Origin of the sequence: Parapedobacter koreensis (assembly GCF_900109365.1) — a bacterium.
GTDB classification, from domain to species: Bacteria; Bacteroidota; Bacteroidia; order Sphingobacteriales; family Sphingobacteriaceae; genus Parapedobacter; species Parapedobacter koreensis.
Genome location: NZ_FNZR01000006.1, coordinates 191,787 through 213,337 on the forward strand (window position 1 = coordinate 191,787; position 21,551 = coordinate 213,337).

At 50.4% G+C, this 21,551-nt stretch carries 18 protein-coding genes; 8 read left to right on the forward strand and 10 right to left on the reverse strand.

Features of this window, described 5'->3' with window-relative positions:
- The first annotated feature begins 98 nt into the window (after positions 1 to 98).
- Both BMW65_RS15540 and BMW65_RS15545 read left to right on the forward strand, forming a co-directional pair.
- Complete coding sequence (locus BMW65_RS15540; RefSeq protein ID WP_090606730.1) at positions 99 to 2,417, forward strand: poly(ethylene terephthalate) hydrolase family protein; 2,319 nt, start codon at positions 99 to 101, stop codon at positions 2,415 to 2,417.
- 45 nt (positions 2,418 to 2,462) lie between these two features.
- Entirely contained in the window at positions 2,463 to 3,032 is a 570-nt protein-coding gene (locus BMW65_RS15545; protein ID WP_090606731.1) for a PhnA domain-containing protein, read from the forward strand.
- A gap of 16 nt (positions 3,033 to 3,048) precedes the next feature.
- Here BMW65_RS15545 and BMW65_RS15550 read toward each other — a convergent pair whose 3' ends face one another.
- Positions 3,049 to 3,957 (reverse strand): helix-turn-helix transcriptional regulator, encoded by a 909-nt coding sequence (locus BMW65_RS15550; protein WP_090606733.1) that lies wholly within the window; start codon positions 3,955 to 3,957, stop codon positions 3,049 to 3,051.
- A 128-nt stretch (positions 3,958 to 4,085) separates the two neighbouring features.
- Between BMW65_RS15550 and BMW65_RS15555 the strand changes: the two genes are divergently transcribed.
- Both BMW65_RS15555 and fdhA read left to right on the forward strand, forming a co-directional pair.
- On the forward strand, positions 4,086 to 4,490 hold the full coding sequence (locus BMW65_RS15555) for a GlcG/HbpS family heme-binding protein (RefSeq protein ID WP_090606734.1): 405 nt from the start codon (positions 4,086 to 4,088) through the stop codon (positions 4,488 to 4,490).
- 19 nt (positions 4,491 to 4,509) lie between these two features.
- Positions 4,510 to 5,700, forward strand: coding sequence for a formaldehyde dehydrogenase, glutathione-independent (fdhA, locus tag BMW65_RS15560; RefSeq protein WP_090606736.1), 1,191 nt, complete (start codon positions 4,510 to 4,512; stop codon positions 5,698 to 5,700).
- Positions 5,701 to 5,711: 11 nt separating this feature from the next.
- On the opposite strand, the gene BMW65_RS15565 is transcribed toward fdhA, so the two are convergent.
- Positions 5,712 to 6,440, reverse strand: coding sequence for a LytR/AlgR family response regulator transcription factor (locus tag BMW65_RS15565; RefSeq protein ID WP_090606737.1), 729 nt, complete (start codon positions 6,438 to 6,440; stop codon positions 5,712 to 5,714).
- Between the two features lie 134 nt (positions 6,441 to 6,574).
- Here BMW65_RS15565 and BMW65_RS15570 point away from each other — a divergent pair, with 134 nt between their 5' ends.
- A complete protein-coding gene (locus BMW65_RS15570) occupies positions 6,575 to 7,174 on the forward strand; it encodes a Crp/Fnr family transcriptional regulator (RefSeq protein WP_090606739.1) in 600 nt (199 codons plus the stop codon).
- On the opposite strand, the gene BMW65_RS15575 is transcribed toward BMW65_RS15570, so the two are convergent.
- The 3 genes from BMW65_RS15575 to BMW65_RS15585 all read right to left on the reverse strand — a co-directional run bounded on the left by BMW65_RS15575 (position 7,171) and on the right by BMW65_RS15585 (position 10,372).
- The gene (locus BMW65_RS15575; protein ID WP_090606740.1) at positions 7,171 to 7,800 is read right to left on the reverse strand and encodes a response regulator; all 630 of its coding nucleotides are present in this window, start codon (positions 7,798 to 7,800) and stop codon (positions 7,171 to 7,173) included. The genes BMW65_RS15570 and BMW65_RS15575 overlap by 4 nt on opposite strands.
- A 78-nt stretch (positions 7,801 to 7,878) precedes the next feature.
- On the reverse strand, positions 7,879 to 9,816 hold the full coding sequence (locus BMW65_RS15580; RefSeq protein WP_090606743.1) for a tetratricopeptide repeat-containing sensor histidine kinase: 1,938 nt from the start codon (positions 9,814 to 9,816) through the stop codon (positions 7,879 to 7,881).
- 67 nt (positions 9,817 to 9,883) lie between these two features.
- On the reverse strand, positions 9,884 to 10,372 hold the full coding sequence (locus BMW65_RS15585) for a hypothetical protein (RefSeq protein WP_090606744.1): 489 nt from the start codon (positions 10,370 to 10,372) through the stop codon (positions 9,884 to 9,886).
- A gap of 253 nt (positions 10,373 to 10,625) precedes the next feature.
- On the opposite strand from BMW65_RS15585, the gene BMW65_RS15590 reads away from it, so the two are divergent.
- Positions 10,626 to 11,342, forward strand: a complete 717-nt coding sequence (locus BMW65_RS15590) for a LytR/AlgR family response regulator transcription factor (RefSeq protein ID WP_090606746.1) — start codon at positions 10,626 to 10,628, stop codon at positions 11,340 to 11,342.
- Here the strand turns inward: BMW65_RS15590 and BMW65_RS15595 are convergent.
- The gene (locus BMW65_RS15595) at positions 11,337 to 12,101 is read right to left on the reverse strand and encodes a carboxypeptidase-like regulatory domain-containing protein (protein ID WP_090606911.1); all 765 of its coding nucleotides are present in this window, start codon (positions 12,099 to 12,101) and stop codon (positions 11,337 to 11,339) included. The genes BMW65_RS15590 and BMW65_RS15595 overlap by 6 nt on opposite strands.
- Positions 12,102 to 12,400: 299 nt before the next feature.
- On the opposite strand from BMW65_RS15595, the gene BMW65_RS24765 reads away from it, so the two are divergent.
- Complete coding sequence (locus BMW65_RS24765; protein WP_177181155.1) at positions 12,401 to 13,729, forward strand: OmpA family protein; 1,329 nt, start codon at positions 12,401 to 12,403, stop codon at positions 13,727 to 13,729.
- The gene (locus BMW65_RS15605) at positions 13,729 to 14,523 is read left to right on the forward strand and encodes a hypothetical protein (RefSeq protein WP_143053901.1); all 795 of its coding nucleotides are present in this window, start codon (positions 13,729 to 13,731) and stop codon (positions 14,521 to 14,523) included. The genes BMW65_RS24765 and BMW65_RS15605 overlap by 1 nt, the downstream gene beginning before the upstream one ends.
- 322 nt (positions 14,524 to 14,845) lie before the next feature.
- Here BMW65_RS15605 and BMW65_RS15615 read toward each other — a convergent pair whose 3' ends face one another.
- From BMW65_RS15615 to BMW65_RS15630, 4 genes are all read right to left on the reverse strand, one after another.
- Complete coding sequence (locus tag BMW65_RS15615; RefSeq protein WP_090606752.1) at positions 14,846 to 16,273, reverse strand: hypothetical protein; 1,428 nt, start codon at positions 16,271 to 16,273, stop codon at positions 14,846 to 14,848.
- Positions 16,274 to 16,480 (reverse strand): hypothetical protein, encoded by a 207-nt coding sequence (locus BMW65_RS15620; protein WP_090606753.1) that lies wholly within the window; start codon positions 16,478 to 16,480, stop codon positions 16,274 to 16,276. It lies immediately after the preceding gene.
- Positions 16,481 to 16,588: 108 nt separating this feature from the next.
- Positions 16,589 to 19,081 carry an ABC transporter permease gene (locus tag BMW65_RS15625; RefSeq protein ID WP_090606755.1) on the reverse strand — a complete coding sequence of 831 codons (2,493 nt, stop codon included), beginning with the start codon at positions 19,079 to 19,081 and terminating at the stop codon, positions 16,589 to 16,591.
- Between the two features lie 71 nt (positions 19,082 to 19,152).
- Positions 19,153 to 21,537: an ABC transporter permease gene (locus tag BMW65_RS15630; RefSeq protein ID WP_090606756.1), complete on the reverse strand. Its 2,385-nt coding sequence runs from the start codon at positions 21,535 to 21,537 to the stop codon at positions 19,153 to 19,155.
- Positions 21,538 to 21,551: the final 14 nt, after the last annotated feature.

Below are 21,551 nucleotides of genomic sequence, written 5' to 3' on the forward strand. Positions count from 1 at the left end.
TCAGCATAAGAGAAATTGACACAAACCGCATATTTTTGCGGGTACTGTTGTCAATAGGCTTCGAATTAGCTGATGATGGCTGAAAAAAGAAAGAAAATATGGAAGATCATGTAAAGTCGCGTTGGGAGCGGATTCAAAAAGGGTGGCGAAAGGCTGTAATGGCCATTACACCGAGCCGCCGGGTACTACAAGCCAGCGGAATCGGGATTTTTATCGTTTCGTTGCTCTTCATTGCGTTCAACTTTGCGGATCGATTGCTGTCTTCCGTTGGCATTGGCTACTACCTGCTTACCGTTATAGGTTATGTGGGAGCCGCCTATCTGGTGGCCGTGCTGATCAGTTTTGCCATCGGACTTGCGGGAAAGACGCCACGCTACTTCCGGCAGTCCATTGCGTTTGTGATTTTCTTCATGCTGTTTTTCAGCCGGCTCGGTTGGCCGTATAATTGGATAATCATCGGATCCCTTATTGTTTTTTCTGCCTTGATCTTCGGTGGAATAGCTTACCGAAGAAAAAAACGAGGACCTGCCACCGTCGCTTTTCTCATCGGGATCATTGGCTTGGGGCTGGGATTATTTTTCTTCTGGCATCCAGGGGGCAAGGTGCCTCCCCTCACCAACCACAAGATGCTCGCTGATTTGCCCGAGCACATCGCAGCACCCGATCCCACGCAAAAAGGAAAATGGAAGGTCTCATTTTTGACTTACGGGTCGGGAAAAGACAAGCATAGGACGGCCTATGGAAGCGATGTATCCATCGAAACGCCTTCGGTGGACGCGTCCTTCCTGTTGAAACCATGGAAGGGTATCTCCGGCAAGTTAAGGACATGGTATTTCGGATTCGATGAAACGGCATTGCCATTAAACGCGATGGTTTGGTATCCGGATGACTTGGAGGAACCTGCCCCCCTTGTATTGGTCGTTCACGGGAATCATTTGGCGCAAGATTGGTCCGAAGGCGGCTATGATTACCTGGGCGAACTGTTGGCAAGCAGGGGATACATCGTGGCGTCCGTTGATGAAAATTTTCTGAACTCAAGCTTTACCGATATGCCGCAGGGACGCATGCAACAAGAAAATGGTACCCGTGGATGGTTGATGCTGAAGCATTTGGAACTGTGGCGGCAGTGGAATCAAGATCCATCCAGTCCGTTTTATCAACGCGTCGATATGGGCAATATCGCACTTATAGGGCATTCCCGTGGCGGGGAGGCGATAGCGCATGCGGCATTGTTTAATACGCTGCCCTGTTTTCCCGACAATGCGAACGAAACGTTTGATTTTAATTTCTCCATCAACGCTTATGTGGCCATTGCACCGGTCGATGGCCAATACAAACCGGCTTCCATTTTGGCTCCGATGCGGGATATCAATTACTTTGTGATACACGGCACACACGATATGGATGTGCAATCTTATAGCGGTTTGAGTCTTTACAAACGTATCCAGTATAGCCCTGCCTACACGGGTTTCAAGGCAGGCCTCTATGTCCATCATGCCAACCATGGACAATTTAATACCAGCTGGGGCAAATATGATGGTAGCAGTCCGAGCATCAACCAATTCAATATAGCCAGCATCATGCCCGCCAATGAGCAGGAACAGATAGCCAAGGTGTATATCAGCGCATTCCTGGAGACCCATCTGAAGCAAGTGACGGACTATAAGCCACTGTTTGTCGACTATCGCTACGGCAGGAACTGGCTGCCGAAACAGATCTATTTTAACCAGTATGAATCCAGTGAAGCGACCTTCTTCGCACGATATGAGGAAGATTTGGATCTGCAGACGGCATCAGCGCCGGGTGTCCGTATTGAAGCCGAAAATCTCAGCGTGTGGAAAGAATCCCAGCATAACCTCGCGGGCAGTGGTCACCTTTCCCGCGCCGCCTACCTGGGGTGGAATTGGGAGAAAGACGAAAAACTCATCGGAAAATATACCGTTGACTTTGGCGATAGCATTCAGTTTGACTTAAAGGGCAAAGCACTTGTTTTTAGCCTTGCTGCCAGTGATGGAAGCTCCCAGCATGTAGAAAAAGGAAAGAAAGATAAACAAGCGAAAAAGGAGAAACAGCATTCAAGTGCCGACACGAAAAAGCGCGGGCAAGATGCAGCGGAACCGCAGCCCATTGATTTTACGATTGCGCTCATCGACCGTGAGGGAAACCGTATGCACGTTTTGCTGAGCAACTGCTCCCCCCTGCAACCACAGCTAAAAAAGAAGCTGACAAAATTTGCTTTTCTCAACACGAACGATGATGCGGAGCCCGTCCCGGATTTCTTCTATTTCGATTTGGATCGATTGCATCGGGAGCATCCCACATTCGATCAAAAAAATGTACGTGCGCTCTCCTTTATATTTGATCAATCGCCTGCTGGCGTACTTATTTTGGATGATATTGGGTTTATGAAATTATAAGGTGGTGTCATTTTTTTCCAATACGAAAACCGTACCTTTGCGGCCATGAATGAAAAGCTATTGGCACGGAGTGGCGGCAAATGCGAGCTGTGCCAAAAGGAAACCGAGGTGGTGGTCTATCGTGTACTGCCCGATACCCATGCCGATAACGAGGTGGTGGTCTGCGAATCGTTGATTGGCCAAATTGAAGGTACCGAGCCACTACAACCCGAGGCATGGCGTTTCCTGCCGGATGCAATGTGGAGCGAAATACCAGCCGTACAGGTGATCGCGTGGCGCATGCTTAATCGGTTGAAGGGCGAGAGCTGGGCTTCGGATGCACTGGACATCCTGTACCTCGATGATGAGACGCTGGAATGGGCCAAGGCCTTGGGTGAGCAGGCAGAGGCTGGCGAGGCCATCGTGCATAAAGATGCTAACGGCAACATCCTCCAAAACGGCGATTCGGTGGTGCTTACCAAAACCCTCGACGTGAAGGGCAGCAGCCTCAGTGCCAAATTGGGCACGGTAGTCAGGAATATCCGCCTGGTGGAAGACAATCCCGAGCAAATCGAAGGCCGGGTGGAAGGACAGCTTATCGTCATCCTCACGAAATACCTGCGCAAGCAGGGCTAACATCCAGCTACCGCTGCTATTTATATTGATAAAGACTTGGAGTGATGCCCTCCAAGCGTTTAAATTGACGTATGAAGTAATTCACGTTATTGAACCCTGTTCGATAACAAACTTCTGCGACGGTCACGTGCGGGTCTATGAGCAATCGCTTGGCAAGCTTCACGCGCTCGCGGATGATGAATTCGATAGGGGTCGTTCCTAAAAAAGATTTGAATGACCTGAAAAAAAGCGTTTTACTCATGCCCGACACTTGTGCGAGCATATCTACCGTAATCCGCTCAGACAGATTCTTGCGAATATAAGCCAATACAGTTGCGAAATAAAATTCACGAGTGGAACGGGTTTCTTGCGCGATGGCAAGGTTCTGCGTCTGGATGATGCGCAACAACAACGATTTCAGCGCGATGTTCGCAAGTGCATCTTTGGCAGCATGTTCTTCCATACTGATGCGAATAAGTTGGTTGATGCTGTTGGCCAGTTCCCGGTCGTTCTGAAAATGATACTGACTGAAATTCAACCGCCACTCGAAAGGTGGAGCGGTATTTTGGTAATGCTCATTTAAAAACGCCAGGTTTTTATCGACCATATCCCAGTCTAATGCCAACGTGGCACATTGTACCGGATGAGCCATGTCGGCATCTGGAAAATCGACGCGCATGGATACTCCCCTGGGTAGAATGATGCTTTGCCCCGGGATGAAGTCAAACCGTTCGGATCCCGGTAGTGACATAATTTTTCTGCCTCGGATCATGCTGGATACCACTAATCCATCATAGGACAGGACGACATCCTTGCTTCGATGATACGTTTCAAAAATATTCAATTGGCAATCCTTCAGGTTGAATGCCCGGCGATGTTCTACCAAGCTATCCAACTTGGTGGCGTCACTTAGGTTTATTGGCAACAGATGGCAAGCGCTTTCCATACAGAAACTACAATTTGCAGGCGGAATGGTTTGCGCTACACGATTGTTCTATAAAAAAACAGAATAGTTCCATCTTTTCCACCCGGATACCGATACTATTGTATCTCCAATACGAAAATTAAACCCTTATGAGTAACATCACACTGAAACAAGCTGAGGAGGTCTTAGCGGCAGCTAAGGCAAAGGCAGTAGCATTAAACACGCTGATGAACATCGCGGTAGTCGATAGCGGTACAAACCTTGTTGCATTCGCACATATGGACGACGCTTGGTTAGGATCTATCGACATCGCGCAGAAAAAAGCCCGTACGGCACGGTACTTCAATATGCCCACGGGCGAAATCGGCAAATTGTCCCAGCCGGGAGGTTCGTTGTACAACATTGAGCATTCCAATGGCGGGCTCATCACCTTCCCTGGCGGTGTGCTCATCAAGAATACGGCAGGAGAGATTATCGGAGCCATCGGCGTATCCGGCGATACTGTTGAAAATGACCATGCGGTCGCGCAGGCCGGTGCGGATGCGATTGTATAACCCTGTAAAATGTTAAGCTATGTGTCAGAATCACGGAGTTACTTACGTCAAGCCCGGAGTGGTTGAAGTGACGGAAATTGCATACCCCAAGTTGGCCTTAGGTGATCGCAAATGCGATCACGGCGTGATATTGAAAATCGTGTCAACCAATATCTGCGGCAGCGACCAGCACATGGTGCGCGGGCGGACGACCGCCCCGTCGGGGTTGGTATTGGGCCATGAAATTACTGGGACGGTTATTGAAGCGGGCCGCGATGTGGAATTCATCAAGGTGGGCGATCTCGTATCGGTGCCGTTCAACATCGCCTGCGGCCGGTGCCGCAACTGCAAGGCTGGGCAAACGGGCATCTGCCTCAACGTGAATCCAGAGCGTCCGGGAGCGGCTTATGGCTATGTGGATATGGGTGGCTGGGTTGGCGGCCAGGCGGAATACGTCATGGTGCCCTATGCCGATTTCAATCTGTTGAAATTTCCAGACGCCGATGAGGCGATGACTAAAATTAAGGATCTCACTTTGTTATCCGATATTTTTCCGACGGGCTTCCACGGTGCGGTGACGGCGGGCGTTGGCCCCGGCAGTATTGTCTATATCGCCGGTGCGGGGCCTGTTGGTTTGGCCAGTGCGGCTTCCTGCCACCTGCTCGGTGCTGCGGTGGTCATTGTGGGTGATATGATTGATGAAAGGCTGGCCCAAGCCAAGTCTTTTGGCTGTGAAGTGGTTGATTTGAAGAAAGATGCTACGCTGGCTGAGCAGATAGCGGCTATTGTGCGCGTGCCGGAGGTGGATTGCGCTGTGGATTGCGTGGGTTTTGAAGCCAAGGGGCACGGACATGACAGCGGCAAGGAACAGCCCGCTACGGTGCTCAATGCGATCATGGAAGTCACCCGGGCAGGCGGTCAATTGGGTATCCCGGGGCTCTACGTCACCGGTGATCCGGGAGCTGTCGACGAAGCGGCTAAACAAGGAAGCCTTAGTATTCGCATCGGTTTGGGCTGGGCAAAATCACATTCGATTCACACCGGTCAGTGTCCGGTTATGAAATATCATAGGCCGCTGATGAACGCTATCTTGTATGATAAAATCAAGATTGCCGACGCTGTCAACGTAGAAGTCATTTCGTTAAATGATGCACCTAAAGGCTATCAGGATTTTGATAAAGGCGCAGCGAAGAAGTTTGTGATCGACCCGCATGGTATGATGGCAAACTAAGGGGGCATAAGTCAATACATCAACTCCTTGATTGCCGGCATGTAATTTCGCCCCACGTTGATTTCGATAGCATTAGGTAAGGCAACAAATAACTTACTAATGTCACGGTAAAGCGCTTGAATGTAGTCAATATTGATGATGTATGACCGATGGATGCGGATGAAATATTCCGGATTTAATTTGCGTTCAAGCTGGCCGATGCCGTTCCCACTAAGGTAAGACTCACCATTGATGGTATGGATCCACGTATAATCTTTGTCTGCTTTTAAGTGGGTGATTTGGTTGACCGTGATGCTGGTCAGTCGTTTCCCTTTTTCTACCAAAATGCGGGTGGGGTAGCTGGTCTTTAGCGCATAAAAATCTCGCGTTTCCACCAGTGGCACGCTCCGCAATTCCGATCGGCGCAGCGCCAGCTCTACACGGCCTGCTGTAAGCGGTTTCAGCAGGTAATCCACCGCATGATACTCAAAGGCCTTTGCTGCATACGCGGGCGAATCAGCGAGTAAAACAACGGCAGGTGTGTTGGTGGCGGCATCCAGCACTTCAAATCCATTTTTACCGGGCAACTCCACGTTCATTAGGACCAAGTTTGGCTGTAGCGCGTCGATGTATTTGAGCGCTTCAAATCCGTTGCAGCACTCCCAAAATACGGCAGGGTATCCCTGCTGTTTGATTAAACGCTGTAGTTCCTTACGGAAATCACTGTCCTTGTCCGCAATCAGTAACGTCGGCTTTCTCATGGCTGTATCCTTTCAATAGCGAACAAAATTAATACGGCACGGCTTCGTGTTCAACTGACATATGTCAGAAATTGTCGCCATAATTTTTTTTATTATTTTCGTAATGGATTGACCACTACGGGTCCAGCTTAATCATGATACCACCTGAATATTTTAAAAAAGTGTGCTGGTACGCACAACGGAAAGGGATATTATTTGCGCCCGCTGAGTTTGATATCATTAAATCGTATACCATCCATGAACTATTGCCGCCCAATACGGTCATTATGGAACAGGGTAAAACCGTCAAGGCGCTCTATTTTCTCAATAGCGGCATCGCTCGTTTGTACCGGATGCACAACGGCCTGGATTATACCTTGGGGATCATCTCGGTGAATGACTTTCTTTCTACTCCGTTGTACTTGTTGAATGGGGAGCTGTCTTCCTGCGCACTGGAATCGCTCACCGAGATAGACGTCTTGATGTGGGATAGGCTCGGCGTGGAAGCGATGAAGCGGCAAATTCCCCGGATGTATGACATGGAGTTGGTGATTATGGATCGCCTGCTCAATTGGATACAGGACAGCCAGATTGACGCAGTATGTATGACTGCGGAAGAGCGCTATCAAAAGATACTGGCAGAACAACCGGAAGTCATCCAACAGATTCCCTTGAAATACATCGCTTCATTACTGGGCATCCATCAGGACAGCCTGAGCCGGATACGGAAAAGCCTCAGCCAAAAAGGAAGTTAAATGAGTCCGCGGAGATAGGCTTCCTTAATTAATCCGGCTGGATTTTTAATGTTCAGTTTCTGGTTGAGGCTATGCCGATGCGACTCCACCGTGCGGACACTGAGGAACAATTTGTCGGCGATCTCCTGGTTGGAATATTCATTCGCAATCAGCGCCAGGATTTCGCTCTCCCGCTTGGTGAGTTTGATGGCTGCCGATGTGCGCCTGCCGGAGATGGTTTGCTGCAAGATTGCCTGTTCGATCTGCCGGTCTAAAAACTGCTGACCTTCATGTACCGCAAGGATCGCATTCAATAAGTTTTGCTTATCGGTTCCTTTCAGTAAATAGCCCTTAGCACCGCTGCGCATCATCTTCCTGACGTATACCACTTCGTCATGGTTCGTCAGCGCAATGATGGGCAAAGTGGGGTGTTTTTTCAGGATTTCAGCGCATAGTTCAATCCCATTGCTGTCTGGCAATTCAATATCGAGCAATAAGACATCTGGCAACTGGAGCTCCAGTTTGGCCATCAATTGTTTGCCGTTGCCGGCCGTAAAGGCGATGGGGTAATCCGGTTGATCGTCGAGCATATGAGCAAGTCCACTGATAATCAACGAATGATCATCCACGATTCCGATGGTAATCATAAAGGCATTCTCCTAAAGTCTAATGCAAATTAAAATAAATTAAAGCTCCGCTGTATCCGTATCACTACGTAAGTTGCGTTATCCGGAATACTGCGCGTCTAATCCGGTAGCGGCATATTGCATAGCCTTTGCCGCATCGATTTCAATGTAGATGGACGTCCCTTGTCCCGGCGCGGAACGTACTTCCTGGCTTCCTTGCAACAGCTGTACCCTGGATATCAGGTTTTTCAGTCCGATGCCCTTCTCCGTCAGGTTAGCTGGGTCAAACCCCCTGCCATTGTCTTCGACGGTAATGGAAAGCCGCGGGCCGTCGCCGACGAGCTGCACGATACCTTCGGTGGCTTCGGCATGTTTCACCAGGTTAGCCACGGCTTCTTGGATGATCCGGTAAAGCAAGAGTTCGGCATTTTTGTCCAATTTAGGCAGGGTTCCTACAATGTAACATTCCAAACGCAAGCCGCTATGGCTTACGCGACGGCAATACTCCTGCACGGCATGTGCAAACCCTTCGTCAAGTACAACTTCTGGAGCAAGATTATGGGAGATGTTGCGTATTTCCTGTACGGCGGTCTCTATCAATTGGCCAAGCAGGATGTTTGCATGCGGACGCTCTCCATCGTCCCTGGCATGAATATGGAGTTTGGCGGCCGATAGGATGCTGGCCACACCATCGTGGAGTTCCCGTGCGGTACGTGCCCGCTCCTTTTCTTCACCCTGTAACTGCGCTTCCAGTAAGCGGTTTGCCTGCACTGTAGCTTCGGTTTTTCGTTTTTGCTGGTTGATAAGGCGACTGAAGACCAATATCATGGCTAATATCGCAACGAAGGATACCGATAGCATAATCCACGTGTTCAAGCGCGCCATTTCGCTGCGCTGCTCGCTGATTTTGAGATCGCGTTCGGCCAGCGCTTTTTCTTTTTCGGAGGTCTGGTACTTCACTTCAAGCTCCTGTATGGTGTTGTGTATCTCCTGATTGCGCACGGAGTCATTGATTTGCTCATATCGTTTCCGGAGCGCGAGCGCTTCTTTATAAGCGCCCATACCCTCCTTGATTTCCGCACCTGAGCGGTACAGTTCAATGAGCTGGGGTTTGGCCAGCTCTTCTTCAGCTAATACGGAAGCACGGCGGAAGTAAGTGTCTGCCGCCTCATAATGCCCCAGGTCCTTGTAAGTCGAAGAGATTCCCATGAGCACGTATACTTCGTTGCCCGGAGGGGCCTTATCCAACAGCCGCTGTGATTTTTTAAAGGTTTCTAATGCAAGTGCAAACCGTTTTTGCATGCGATAAATGTCGCCGAGGTTGTTGTGCGCTTTAAGTTCCATCTCGATATCGCGTTGCGACTGGCCGATGGCCAGCAGTTCCAGTCCGTGCTTTTCGGCATCAGCCAGCTTGCCCGCCATCGCCTCAGCCACCGTCAGGTTGACCAGGCTCCAGCCTATAGCAATCGTGTCCTGCAACTGCTCGGCAATTTCGAGCGCTTTTATGGCATATTCCTTTCCCTTTCCAAGATCATGCATATCCAGCAGCAATGAGCTGAGGTTGTTATAGTATTTCCTGCGGTCCGAAAGGTCACGAAGTGTCGGATGCTTGATTTCGGATGAAATTTCGAGTGCCCTCATTAAGAATGCTGCCGCTTGTTGCAGCTTGCCCTGTGCTTGGTATTGCAGGGATATGTTGTTAAAGGCGTATCCCATGCGTTGTTTGTCATCCAAGCGTTGGCTGACCTCCAGTTGCACTTGGGCCAACGACAGTGCTTCTTCGTACCGCACGTGATGGTATAAAAACACGCAATAATGGCCTGCATACATCAAAAGCCCCCGGTCGAAGTTCAGTTGCTTAGCTAATGTCCCGGCTTGGCGAAAGTCCTTTTCGGCGGCATCGGCCAATCCCTGCTGCTGTTTCTCTCTGGCGGTTTCAATAAGCTGGTACACCCTAGCCGTGTCATGGTGGGCTACCTGACACTTGGCGCTTGTAAGCATGAAAAGCGAAAAACATAGGAAGCTAAGCTGTTTCATGGTTAGCCATCGTTTCCGTAAAATTACGCAGTGTAGACCAAAGAACCATGTGGAATGTTACAGCCGCCTACATCTTTTTGGTTTTCAGCGTGGTGCGTATGATGTGCGTCGCTCCGGAAGACCGGTGCTTCGCTACGAACACGATTTGTTGGGCTGAAGCGGATTCCAAGTGAGCCTCAACCGGTTGGCTGCCATCGTATTTTTCCATGACGAGTGTTTTCGTAGCCGGGTCATAGGACCAGGTTCCCGTTTCTTCTTCCCGTTCCTCGTCCTCGTCACAATTTACTGGGCCCCGGTTGGTGAGGATGGTACCGTCATCCAGGTACCGGTCGGCATCGTCCCGCTCACATGGCGGCACCAATAGCAGCAGGTCAGTATCCGCTTTCCCGTCCAGGTCGACGTCGAGCGCGGGATGGATGGTAGCCGAAGCAACCATCCAATACTGATTTCCAAAAGGCGAGTCCTGAATGGGCACCGCAGGGATATTTCGCCTACCTGCCGCTGCGAGGGTAACCGCGATCGCGGCGAAGGCGATTTGTGAGGGGATTGATTTCATTACACGTATATTTTTTTCGGTACAAAAGTAAAAAGCGAAGTGGTAGCGGTTTTCGTGACAACCACGGAACGCGTAAATTCCGTAGGAGTATGGAGAAACCACACGATGATGACAGTGCATATGCGTAGTACTACGCAAAAGCGTTTTCCAGCATCACTTCGCTGAATAGGACATGGCGAGGCATTTACTTTTGTATCCTGCCTTGCAGCAAGCTGCGATAGCCGCCAGGTAGGATTTAAAAAAGGAGGTTACCATGAACACGATTTTAATTGCTGATCCAGAACCAGGATGCCGCCAGCAAATCCGGCAGCATATTGGCAGCCGCCCCGGATTCCGCGTGGTAGGCGAGTGCGGCAATCCATATGAAACCATCCGTTATGTCAATGCGTTGGAGCCGGATGTACTTTTTCTGGACGCGCAACTGGGCGGCAGCAGGGCGTTTGATTGGATACAACAGGTCGCCCACTTACCTAAGATCATCTACACCGCCCGCAGCGAATCACATGCCCTGCGGGCGTTTGACCATCAAGCACTGGATTACCTATTAAAACCCTATGGCGCGGCGCGGCTCGATGCCGCGCTGCAAAAAGTGGCCCGGCCGCCCGCAGCGGATGATGTACCGGACTATACTTTTATGCCCCAGCCTTGCCGCAGAAACCTTTTCGTGGAAGACGGTGGGCGTTTGCGGCGCATCGCGGTGAACGATATCCGGTACCTCAAGGCGGCAGGAGACTACACGGTGGTGTATACCGAGCAGGGGGAATTCCTGAGTTCTTCGGGCATCGGGTGCATCGGGCGGAAGTTGGATCCCACGCTGTTTGTCCGTGTGCATCGGTCGTTCATGGTCAATCTGGAACGTATCGATACCTGCTACCGGGATATCGGCAAGCTGTATCTGGTCATGGAGAACGGACAGGAAATCAGTGTTGGCAAGCACTACCTGAATAACATCAAGTCCTTAATCTTATAGCGGCTGCCAATCATATTCCAGCTTCGCACAATTGTCACATTGTGCTGCGATCTGCGGCCTAAATTGTAGGTCAAATGTCTCCGTGAAATCCGCTTCCGAGTTCCACCGCCTGAATCTTACCGGCTTCCCTTCGTAGGTGGCGGTAAGTTTGTAGCGGCCGATAGGGATATCTTTGATGTTATAGGCGTCTTCCGCGCGGCGGCGAATCACTTCGCCCGGGCTGCCGTCGACCAACGGACCTACTGGCGTAAAGACGAAGTCGATCGCGGTTCCGTCGATGTAGACATCCGGAAAATTGTCGATGGTCACGAGACCGCCATAGGTCCCCGATAATGGTTCCGGCATGGTACCCGAAAGTTTCCAAACGAAATTCCTTACTCCACCTTCATCGCCAAATCCTGCCGGATTATCCGGATGGAGATAAAAGGAGAACGTATCGCCGTTGTAGGCGACGTTGTGGGAGGCGAAGGCGTACCATGCGCCATGTGGCACCTTGATTTTATATTTGCCTTCTGCGTTGGTATAGGCCGCCATGTTTGAGTTGAAGAAGATGCTGTGATCCACGAGGACACGTACGCCTTCCAGCGGGTTGCCGGCTTGGTCTTTGACCGTACCGGTGAGGTAACCAGCTTGAGTTGCGCCATCATCATCGGCGTCAGGGCCGACTTTCGATTTCGAGCAGCTTACCTGCCATTGGGCAATGACGGCCAGCATTAGAAGGAAAACACCTGAAGCTACTTGTTTTTTAATCCGTTCCATGAGATTCGATGAATAGTGTATACTTAATGATGCGTTGATTTTAAAGATGCATTTGCATGACATTTCGATTGCGTAGCATGATTTTTTCCAGGCAAGTATCGCGTAAAGTGTCCGACCGTTGGTGCCGGTTTCGACAAACGGCCGATGGTGGCGATGAAGCACCGCTAAACGACGACAGGGAGTCCGTTAATGTTTTATCGGAGCCATGGTGCATTCATACCGCTATATTGCTGTTTATCGAAACGATTGAAGGCGATAAGGTATCGGCGATAACTTTGTGCCGATTAATTATCAATGTTATGAAGCGTTTACAACTAACGACAGCGGCCATTGCCTTGGTTATGGGCATGTTTTTCGGCGCTATGCCCATCGGCGCACAGGCGCAGTCTATCCTCAACAAAATAAAAAGCCGCGTGGAGCAGACAGCCACCCAGAAGGTACTGAACGAGACTGACAAAGCAGTGTCGAAAGGGATGGATAAGGCCATTGAATCGGCAACAAAACCATCGCAGGAAAATACGACGGGGGTGGACGGCGTACCCACCGCATCCGTACCGGATACCGTTGCCAATAAGCAGACTGCCATCACCGCATTCAGCAAGTACGATTTCGTGCCCGGAGATTCGGTGCTATACGCCAACGACTTCAGCGGGGAAGCCATCGGCGAATTGCCAACGGGCTGGAACAGCAACGGCAGTTCCGTAGTGGTCACCTTGGATGGCCTGCCGGGGCAGTGGCTGCGCATGGCACAGCGTACGGTTGCACTGACGGATAATGAACAACCTTTTGGGCCGGATTTCACCGTAGAATTTGACATGGTATTGCAAATTGATTTTCAGGGTTGGATGCCGCCGTCCCTGCGCCTCGGCCTGTTGGCTTCCGGTACGGAATCAGCAACGGCCAATAGCCTGCTGTCCGATCCGAAGGGCGACAAATCGTTTTACCTGGAAATATCACCCTTATCTGACGCGGCCAACCTCATGCTTGAAAGCTATGAAAAATACACCCGTTATTTTCACAGTCCGTCTAATCGAAACACGACGGCGAGCACTTGGTACGGCAAGTCCGCGCACGTAGCTATTCAGGGACAGAAGGAGCGGCTGCGCATCTGGGTAGACAGAGAGAAACTCTACGATGTACCCAAAGGTATCCCGAAAGATGGCGAGCTCAACCAATTGTTTTTCCAGCTTAGCAGCAGCCCGTATAAAGACGAACAGATAGGTGTATACATCGGCAACATTAAAATAGCCAAAGGGCTGCCCGACACCCGCCATAAACTGGTGGAAGAAGGCAGGTTCAGCACTACCGGTATTTTGTTCGATACCGGATCGGCGACCATCAAGCCGGAGTCCGCAGGCGTGTTGAATTCCATCGCAGCAGTGCTTGCCCAGCACCCGGATATCCGTGTCCGCATTGTCGGGCATACCGACGCCGTGGGTGATGACGCAGCCAATCAGGCATTGAGTGAGCGGCGTGCTGCCGCCGTGAAGGAAGCGTTACAAGCGGAGTATACGATTGATGCTGCGAGGCTGGAAGCCACGGGCAAGGGCGAAGCCGAACCCGTTGGCGACAACCAAACCGCCGAGGGCAGGGCGCAAAACCGAAGGGTTGAATTTATCAAATTGTGATGATGAAGGTTCATTATATGATGGTACTCCTGCTGTTGGCAGGGTGCGGTAAAGGTGGAGTTTCGGGCCTGCCCGATCCATTAGAAGAAGGAAACGACTGGGATATCGTTATCCCCTCATCGAAAGACGAGCCGGGCATTGGCAATACCGATGGCGTCCCCGCAGGGGCGCCGTGGCAGCTGCCCGAAGGTATCGAGGTGGTGGCCCGGCCGGATAAGCCTTTCGATCCGGATCTCGCGCTCCTGCACGGGAGCCTGAATACGTTCTATACCGATGTAAATTTTATCAATCGGTTGAACGTGGCCGTAACGGTTGAGGTGCCGGGCGGCCTAATCTGCCTATTCAAACAGGAAGGACGCACGCAGCACGGCATCCTCACGTCCACCGTGCGCATTCAGGTGCCGCCTACGTATGCGGATGTCGGGACACTCGCAGACACCACTACCGTATACCTCGGTCTGGGTTGTCTCAACCATTCGATGGCCTTCCCCTGGGAGGAAAACCAGCAATGGGATACGCAGGATTATCCCATTGGCAAGGATATGTATGAACCCAGCGTAGTGAATACAGACCCGAACATCGGCAAGCTGTTGGATCTGTTAAAAGACTATCCCAAACTACGGCTAACCCAACATTATAACCCTTGGGACGCATTGGAACCTGACTATGAGACACCGGAATGGCAGGTGATTTATGGCCTTATCCAAAATGCACTGTGGGCGATTACCGACGGCCCCGGATTGACACGCAAGGATTACCGGGAGTTAGCGGAAGCGTTGGAACCGTATCGATAGGAAGAAGTTTTGTTGGCGAAAATCTGAATTAACTACGAGGTGATTTTTTATTTAAATAGCAACAAAATAGTATGGCAAAGTCCTCTCCAAAAGTTTCCGAAGTCGGTTTGGAAACCGACTTCGGAAACTTTCCGGACTTTCTTCGGAGACTTTGGCAACTGACCGGGGTGATTTTTCGACAAAAAGCAGGCAAATTTTTGGGCCGAAAAAAAGCCACTTCGCAAATAAGGGCAAAATTAAGCCCGCTGAGCGCCTTAAATGTTGGATGGGGGTTGAGTCCAAAATGACAATGAAATTAAAATTAATTTTTAATTAAAGGTGGTTAATGTAGCATCATCTCGGAATTTCTGTGATTTCCCGTATGAAACGATGCCGAAATGCCTAAGCGGAATCCGGTTTTGGCATCGAGGTACGGATTGCCCGCCACCCAACCAGCGGTTTTGGCCTCAGCTATCGCGACAATGCACCAGGTGTTGTCAAGCGCATATCCACCCTGCAACCGGATTTGGCCGCCGGGCCTGGCTTCCCGGTCATAAAAATCCTTGGGCTGTAGCCACAGCGTCACTGAAGGTTGTAGTAGCAAGCGGTCCTTCCCAGCAATATTGAATGCATAAGGGCTCCGTTCCATTTCTATGCCCGGTAATAGCTGGTGCTTATTGCGGTACCCATGCAGGCTGAAGAGGTATTGCTTTTTCCGGTGGTCAATAAAGAAATCGGCCGTCAGGTCATATCCAAAGGAATTGAGGTAGTGCCTTATCGCGAAATTGAATGCGGTCTGCTCGTTCAACCGGATACGATTGATGCCAACCATAAATGGCGATAGGAAGTTGAGGTATTGCATGCGGCCCATCTTTTCCAGGTAGCTATACTCTTCATCGGTCAGCGCGGTTGTCTTGATGGCCCGATCGATGCCTACGCCGCTGGGATGCGGGCCCCGTGCTTCATAGGGCTCGTCCGGTCGGTGCAGATCATACACCCAGGGCGTAAAGTCCCATCCCACGAAGTCGCGGTCGGCCATCGCCAGCCCATGCGCGTTCATGCTATCGATGCTGGCATTGTAATCGCTTTGTTTAAATTGGTTTACGTAGTCGATGGCGTGTTTCGTGAGCAGGATATTCAGCGCGATGTTGGCATGCTTGGAGCCACTGAAAAAATTGTCCTTTTGCAGTCCGCGTAATAGTAAAAACTCACTCTCAATTCCGGCGGCAAAGCTGCGTACCAGCTCGCGGGGTGCTGTTTTTTTCAGCCGGATAAGGTCTTCATCCTTCACGCGGCTCACCGATCCGTTGGCAAACCCGCCATTGAAGCGGTTATACGTCTCGTCATAAGAGGAGACGCCCCGAACGGTCAGTCCGGCCCGGTGAAATTCCTCGTGCATCCATTGGGCAGAGAACACCACCCCATAGTACGTAAATACGTAGTCAACCAGTCCCGACGCAACGTTAGCGGCAATACGATTATAAACTTGCTTCCGTTTGCTATCGGGGCGGATGATGCCGTGCCAGAGGCGATTGTTGAAGTGGTAGTTGATGCGGTGCAGGTTTTGCGTGACGGCAAGCGCCTGCTGCATGGAGTAACTGTCGAATAGTTCCCCTGCCCGCAAGGCATCCTGTTGGAAGGGCATGTCCAGGAGTGGGAGGTCAATTCGCATTGGATAGTTCCACAGACTATCTTGTCCCCCTGTTTGTCCATGACTTACCGAGACGTACAGCGATAGCCATACGGTGAACACGGTTGGTATACGTTTCATTTAGTCTAAGGCAAGTAGGGAAAAAAGATGCGCCTCAAGACCCGGGAAATTGCTTAGGTCTTTAAGGTCGGTTTGCTTGACAGCTGCCCAGTGCTCGAAAGTGGTCGGCACGTCCTGCGTCTCACGCAGGGAGGCACGTGCTTCTGCCAAAAGCGCAAACATTTTCATATAATCACTGGGAGAATCGATAGTGGTCTTGTTCATCATGATATCCAATTTTTCAGCAAAGCTAATGGGATACCTATACGCATTTAGCGTTTTTCGACAACACGTAAGGAGAACCGATAAAACCCTATTAGTGAGGACGAACAGGATTTACTCATCACGTAAAGACTCGACCGGATTGGCCACCGCTGCACGTACCGCCTGCCAGCTCAGCGTGAGTAGGGCAATTATTAGGGCTGCCATGCCCGCCGTGGCAAACATCCACCATTCGATATCGATGCGGTAGGCAAAATCTTCCAACCATTTGTTCATCATCCACCACGCGATGGGCGAGGCAATGGCAATGGCCATGATGACCAGCTTCACGAAACCCGTGGAAAGCAACCGCACAATGCCAGCTACTGAAGCGCCCAACACTTTCCGGATGCCGATTTCCTTGGTGCGCTGCTGGATACTGAACGCGCTAAGGGCAAATATACCCATAACGGCAATGCCCAATGCAGCGCCTGTAAGCCACGAGGTGAGCACGGCAAAGCGCTCATGTTTTTCCAGCAGCCGTGCAAAATCATCATCGAGCCACGAATAACGTACCGGAAGTTCAGGTTCCAGCATTTTCCAAAACGTCGTTACAGCTTGTAATGCTTGCTGTGCCTGCCGACCGTCTATCTTGACAAATACAAATTGATGGCCTGAAAAGTTGCGAGGCTCATCCACACCCATCATATACAATTGGGGCAGCACCTCGTTTTCATAACCCGAGAGGTGGCTATCTTTCAGTACGCCGATGACGCGGTATTCCATTCCCAAAAAACCCACGGTTTTGCCAACAGGATCCTGCCACCCCATCTTTCTTGCCGCAGTCTCGTTGATGACAGCTGCATCTATCGTATCTCGGGCAAAGGCTGTAGAAAAATCACGACCTTCGACGATAGGCATGCCCATGACGTTAAAATAATCAAAGTTGACCAAGCCAAATTGCATAGCCAATTGCTGCCCGCCATCGTATACTGCGGTTTGGACAGCATCGGAATAGGGCAAACCGGGGTAAAGCTGACCCGTAGATACTGTTTTTACACCGGGTAGACGGAGCAATTCCTGTTTTACAAAAACCGATCGGTCATCCGCTTGGCCAGGGAAAAGCTTGGTATGCGTAACTTCAATCCGCAATACCTGATCGGTATCGAAGCCAGCGTCATGATTGCGCATGAAGCGTAGCTGGAGGGCAATGATGATCACACTGATGATGAAGCAGCTTGCGATGCTGTATTGAAAGACCAACAAACCGTTGCGCAACCAACGGCCCTTTACGGTTTTAGTAATATCGCCATTCAGTACCCGGACAGGTTTGTATTGGGAAAGCACGAACGCTGGATACATGCCCGATAGGAGGGTAGTTGCCAGTAGGACACCGACCAATTGTCCAACCAATTGCCAATTTTGCTGGGCATCAAATGCATTCCAAAATACAAGTTTCAAGCCGAAGGTGTTGTTTATGGCGCTTACTAATATGGCGACCATCGCCACGGCCAATAGCACAGCAAAGACGCATTGGATGAACGATTCGGCCAGAAATTGGTAGATAAGCTGTTGACGACTGGCACCCATTACTTTGCGTACGCCGGACTCCTTAGCGCGTTTCCCACCCTGAGCAATAGCCATATTGGTGTAGTTGACACAGGCGAGCAACAAGACTAGCAGTGCCACTAAAGAAAAGATAGTAACAGGCCGTTGATTAGTAGGATTGAAATCGTAAACGGCCTGTTGTGCAGACCACGCTTCAAACCCAATGGGCCGGAGATGGATATCCCCGACGGGCTCAAAGAATACACCGAGGCCTGAAATACCGTGCTGTTCGGCAAGCCAATGCACGGGGTCAACCGTATTCACAGTTGTTCCAGCGCTTCCATCGGTATATGAAGCCGCATAGTGCAGGGCATAATGTTTGGTTGCTTTTTCTTCCAAAGCAGCTCGGGAAACCGTTGGATTCAATCGTACATAGGTGTCGTGGTTGCGCATGAACCAATTGGCTGCAAAGTGTGTGGAGTGATAGGAAAGGCAAATATTAAAATCAAGGTGTGAGGGCCCCTGCTTTTCAATGACACCTGTGATGGTATAATGCTCTTGCAGGTTGATGGCGAGCCTCTTGCCTATCGGGTCTGCATCGCCGAAGAGCTTGGTGCTCATTGCTTTTGTAATAACGGCGGTATTGGGTTGGCTAAGTGCTGTGCGACCATTGCCATGGATAAAGCGATAAGGGAACAATGCAAAGAAATTACTATCAGCGCTTATCGCCTTCGTTTCATAAAACTCCTGCCCATCCACAGCCACCAAGGTCTCGCCATAGGGAACCCTTACGCGAGATGTCAATTCCACTTCCGGACATTCTTCAGCCAGAAACGTGCCCAACGGATATTGTACGGAAGGCGATTGCTCCAGCCCGTCTTCAGTCCGCTCGGACACGCCAACGCGATAAATCTGTTCCAGTCGGGTATCCCAGCGGTCGTAACTTCGCTCTCGGTTGATATATAGCAGCACCAGTACAACTACCGTGAGACCGATGGACAATCCCGCAATGTTGATGGCAGCATAAACGTTATTGGCCCAAAGGCTGCGCCAGGCGGTTTTGAAATAGTTGTTTAGCATTTTTTTCTTTCTTTGCTTTAAGCGGTATGCTTTAGGCCTATTGCTTATAGCCTACAGCCTACTGCTGAAAATCACTCATCTCTCAACGACTCGACCGGATTGGCCACCGCCGCACGTATCGCCTGCCAACTCACGGTGAGCAAGGCAACGACCATCGCCACCACGCCTGCCAATGCAAACATCCACCATTGGATGTCGATGCGGTAAGCAAAGTTTTCCAGCCACTTGTTCATCGCCCACCAAGCGATGGGTGAGGCGATGACGATAGCGATAAGTATTAGTTTCACAAAATCTTTGGAGAGTAACGTCACGATACCCGACACGGAAGCGCCAAGTACCTTACGGATACCGATTTCTTTGCGTTTTTGAACAACCGTATACGTGGTCAAGCCGATTAAGCCCAAACAAGCTACGGCGATGGTCAATATAGCAAACAGCCCGATAATCCGTGCCAGGTTACTTTCGGTTTTATATTGCCGATCAAAATCATCGTCGAGCATAAAATATTCAAACGGATAACCGGGAAAACGACTTTTCCAAAAACGTTCAGCATTTTCCAAGGTCGCCTTCAGGTTGTGTCCCTGCGTGGCCAATGCGATATAGTTGTACGCATAGGGTTCGCTGAAAATAAGAATCGGATTTAACGGTTGCTGTAGGCCATGCTGATGGTAATCCGCCATTACACCGATGATTTTCCCATTTTCCATGCCTGAAGTATTGATCCCTTTTCCGATAGCCTCTTGTGGCTCCCAGCCAATCAGCCGGCATGCGGTTTCATTGATCAACACGCCTCCTGAAGCATCAGTAACGAAATCTTTTGAGAAATCACGCCCTGCTACCATACGAATGCCAAGCGTTTTTACATAATCTACGTCCGAAGGAATGACTTCCATGGTGAAGCTCTGTCCTTGGGAAAGACCTTCAGGATTGACCAATTGGCCACTCCACCCTGCTCGCCCGGGAAGGCCTGCTGAAGCGGTTACGGATGTTACGCCCGGAAGCTGTGCCAATTGGTGCTTTACGCTTTCGTAGTTTTCAATAACTTCACGGAAAGGGGATTTGGCAAGGCTGATAACTGCGACCTGTTCCTGCTCAAAGCCCAAGTCCTTGCCACGCATGTAGTGCAATTGCTTGAGGCAGATAAAGGTACACGTCACTAAAACCAACGTCACGGTAAATTGGAACGCCACCAGTGCACGGCGAATCCCCATCCCCTTTTGGCCGTCGGAAGATTTGTTTTTGATAGCGGATACCGGATGCAGCTTGGACAAGACGAGCGATGGATAGGTACCTGCGAGCACTGTGGTAGCCAATAAGACGATAACACCCCAGGTGATGACCGCCGGCGAACCCAGCACCGTGTAGTCAACCGTCAATCCTGACCACATGGATACCGTGGGTAATAACAACACAATGAGCCCGACCGCTAACAGCGAAGCGACTACGACCATCGTCAGCGTTTCAGTTAGAAATTGCCCCGCAAGCGACCGTTTGGAAGCGCCGAGCGTTTTCCGTACCCCTACTTCCTTGCTGCGATCGGCCTGCAAAGCCGTTGTTAAATTGATAAAATTGATACAGGCCAAAACCAGCAGCGCAATACCGATGGCAGAAAAGATATAGAGCTGCGAGGCGCTACCCAACGCCCTGTTGAATCCGGAGAGCGGCGAATGCAGGTAAATATCCTTCACCTTTTCCAGTTCATGTGATACATCATAGCCATAGCTCCGGTATTCATCACCATTGTAATGCATAGATAGTGTTGCTATTTTTTGCTCCGCCTGTAGCGGATCGGCTCCCGCTTTCAGCAGCACGTAGCAGGTCATGTCCCAAACAAACCACCTACTCATATCGCCTTCCATGCTTCGCCAAGTGTCGAAAGACAGCAATACATCGACATCGATGTGCGAAGCAGGTAAATCATCCAATATGGCCGTAACGGTGAACGCAATCGTATCATCCACCATCAGGATTTTGCCGATAGCATCGGTGGATTTAAAGTATTTTTGGGCAGCGGATTTGGTCAGAACAGCGGTATAAGGTTTTGCAAGTGCCGTATGGGCGTTGCCGCTCAACAAGTGAAAACTGAATGCTTCCAGAAAGTGCTCCCCGGCAAAAGCAAGGTTGTCGAAATAATAGACATCTCCAACTTTGACCGGGGAGTGGGCTTTATACAATGGAACTACATGTTCCACTTCCGGTATCTCCTGTTCGATGACCGGTATCAGCGCCCGTCCCACCGTCTGTAGTTTGCTTGCGGATGTTTCGGATTGGTACGTAGTGATCACCCGGTACAACCGCTCGGGCTGAAATTGATCTACCCGTATATTTTCATATACATAGATGCCGATAATACCAGCAAATGCCAACCCTATCGTGAGTCCGGTGATATTGATGAACGAAAACAGTTTTCGTTTCCATAGGCTCGTTAGCGCTCTTTTAAGATAAAATTTATTCATCGACGTTTACAAAG

Excerpts from the sequence above, each read along its gene's own strand:
- BMW65_RS15580 (WP_090606743.1), bottom strand. The coding sequence starts at position 9,816 with ATGAAACAGCTTAGCTTCCTATGTTTTTCGCTTTTCATGCTTACAAGC.
- BMW65_RS15585 (WP_090606744.1), bottom strand. The coding sequence starts at position 10,372 with ATGAAATCAATCCCCTCACAAATCGCCTTCGCCGCGATCGCGGTTACC.
- BMW65_RS15550 (WP_090606733.1), bottom strand. The coding sequence starts at position 3,957 with ATGGAAAGCGCTTGCCATCTGTTGCCAATAAACCTAAGTGACGCCACC.
- BMW65_RS15545 (WP_090606731.1), top strand. The coding sequence starts at position 2,463 with ATGAATGAAAAGCTATTGGCACGGAGTGGCGGCAAATGCGAGCTGTGC.
- fdhA (WP_090606736.1), top strand. The coding sequence starts at position 4,510 with ATGTGTCAGAATCACGGAGTTACTTACGTCAAGCCCGGAGTGGTTGAA.
- BMW65_RS15540 (WP_090606730.1), top strand. The coding sequence starts at position 99 with ATGGAAGATCATGTAAAGTCGCGTTGGGAGCGGATTCAAAAAGGGTGG.
- BMW65_RS15605 (WP_143053901.1), top strand. The coding sequence starts at position 13,729 with ATGATGAAGGTTCATTATATGATGGTACTCCTGCTGTTGGCAGGGTGC.
- BMW65_RS15590 (WP_090606746.1), top strand. The coding sequence starts at position 10,626 with ATGAACACGATTTTAATTGCTGATCCAGAACCAGGATGCCGCCAGCAA.
- BMW65_RS15575 (WP_090606740.1), bottom strand. The coding sequence starts at position 7,800 with ATGATTACCATCGGAATCGTGGATGATCATTCGTTGATTATCAGTGGA.
- BMW65_RS15630 (WP_090606756.1), bottom strand. The coding sequence starts at position 21,537 with ATGAATAAATTTTATCTTAAAAGAGCGCTAACGAGCCTATGGAAACGA.
- BMW65_RS15595 (WP_090606911.1), bottom strand. The coding sequence starts at position 12,101 with ATGGAACGGATTAAAAAACAAGTAGCTTCAGGTGTTTTCCTTCTAATG.
- BMW65_RS15620 (WP_090606753.1), bottom strand. The coding sequence starts at position 16,480 with ATGATGAACAAGACCACTATCGATTCTCCCAGTGATTATATGAAAATG.
- BMW65_RS15625 (WP_090606755.1), bottom strand. The coding sequence starts at position 19,081 with ATGCTAAACAACTATTTCAAAACCGCCTGGCGCAGCCTTTGGGCCAAT.
- BMW65_RS24765 (WP_177181155.1), top strand. The coding sequence starts at position 12,401 with ATGAAGCGTTTACAACTAACGACAGCGGCCATTGCCTTGGTTATGGGC.
- BMW65_RS15615 (WP_090606752.1), bottom strand. The coding sequence starts at position 16,273 with ATGAAACGTATACCAACCGTGTTCACCGTATGGCTATCGCTGTACGTC.
- BMW65_RS15570 (WP_090606739.1), top strand. The coding sequence starts at position 6,575 with ATGATACCACCTGAATATTTTAAAAAAGTGTGCTGGTACGCACAACGG.
- BMW65_RS15565 (WP_090606737.1), bottom strand. The coding sequence starts at position 6,440 with ATGAGAAAGCCGACGTTACTGATTGCGGACAAGGACAGTGATTTCCGT.
- BMW65_RS15555 (WP_090606734.1), top strand. The coding sequence starts at position 4,086 with ATGAGTAACATCACACTGAAACAAGCTGAGGAGGTCTTAGCGGCAGCT.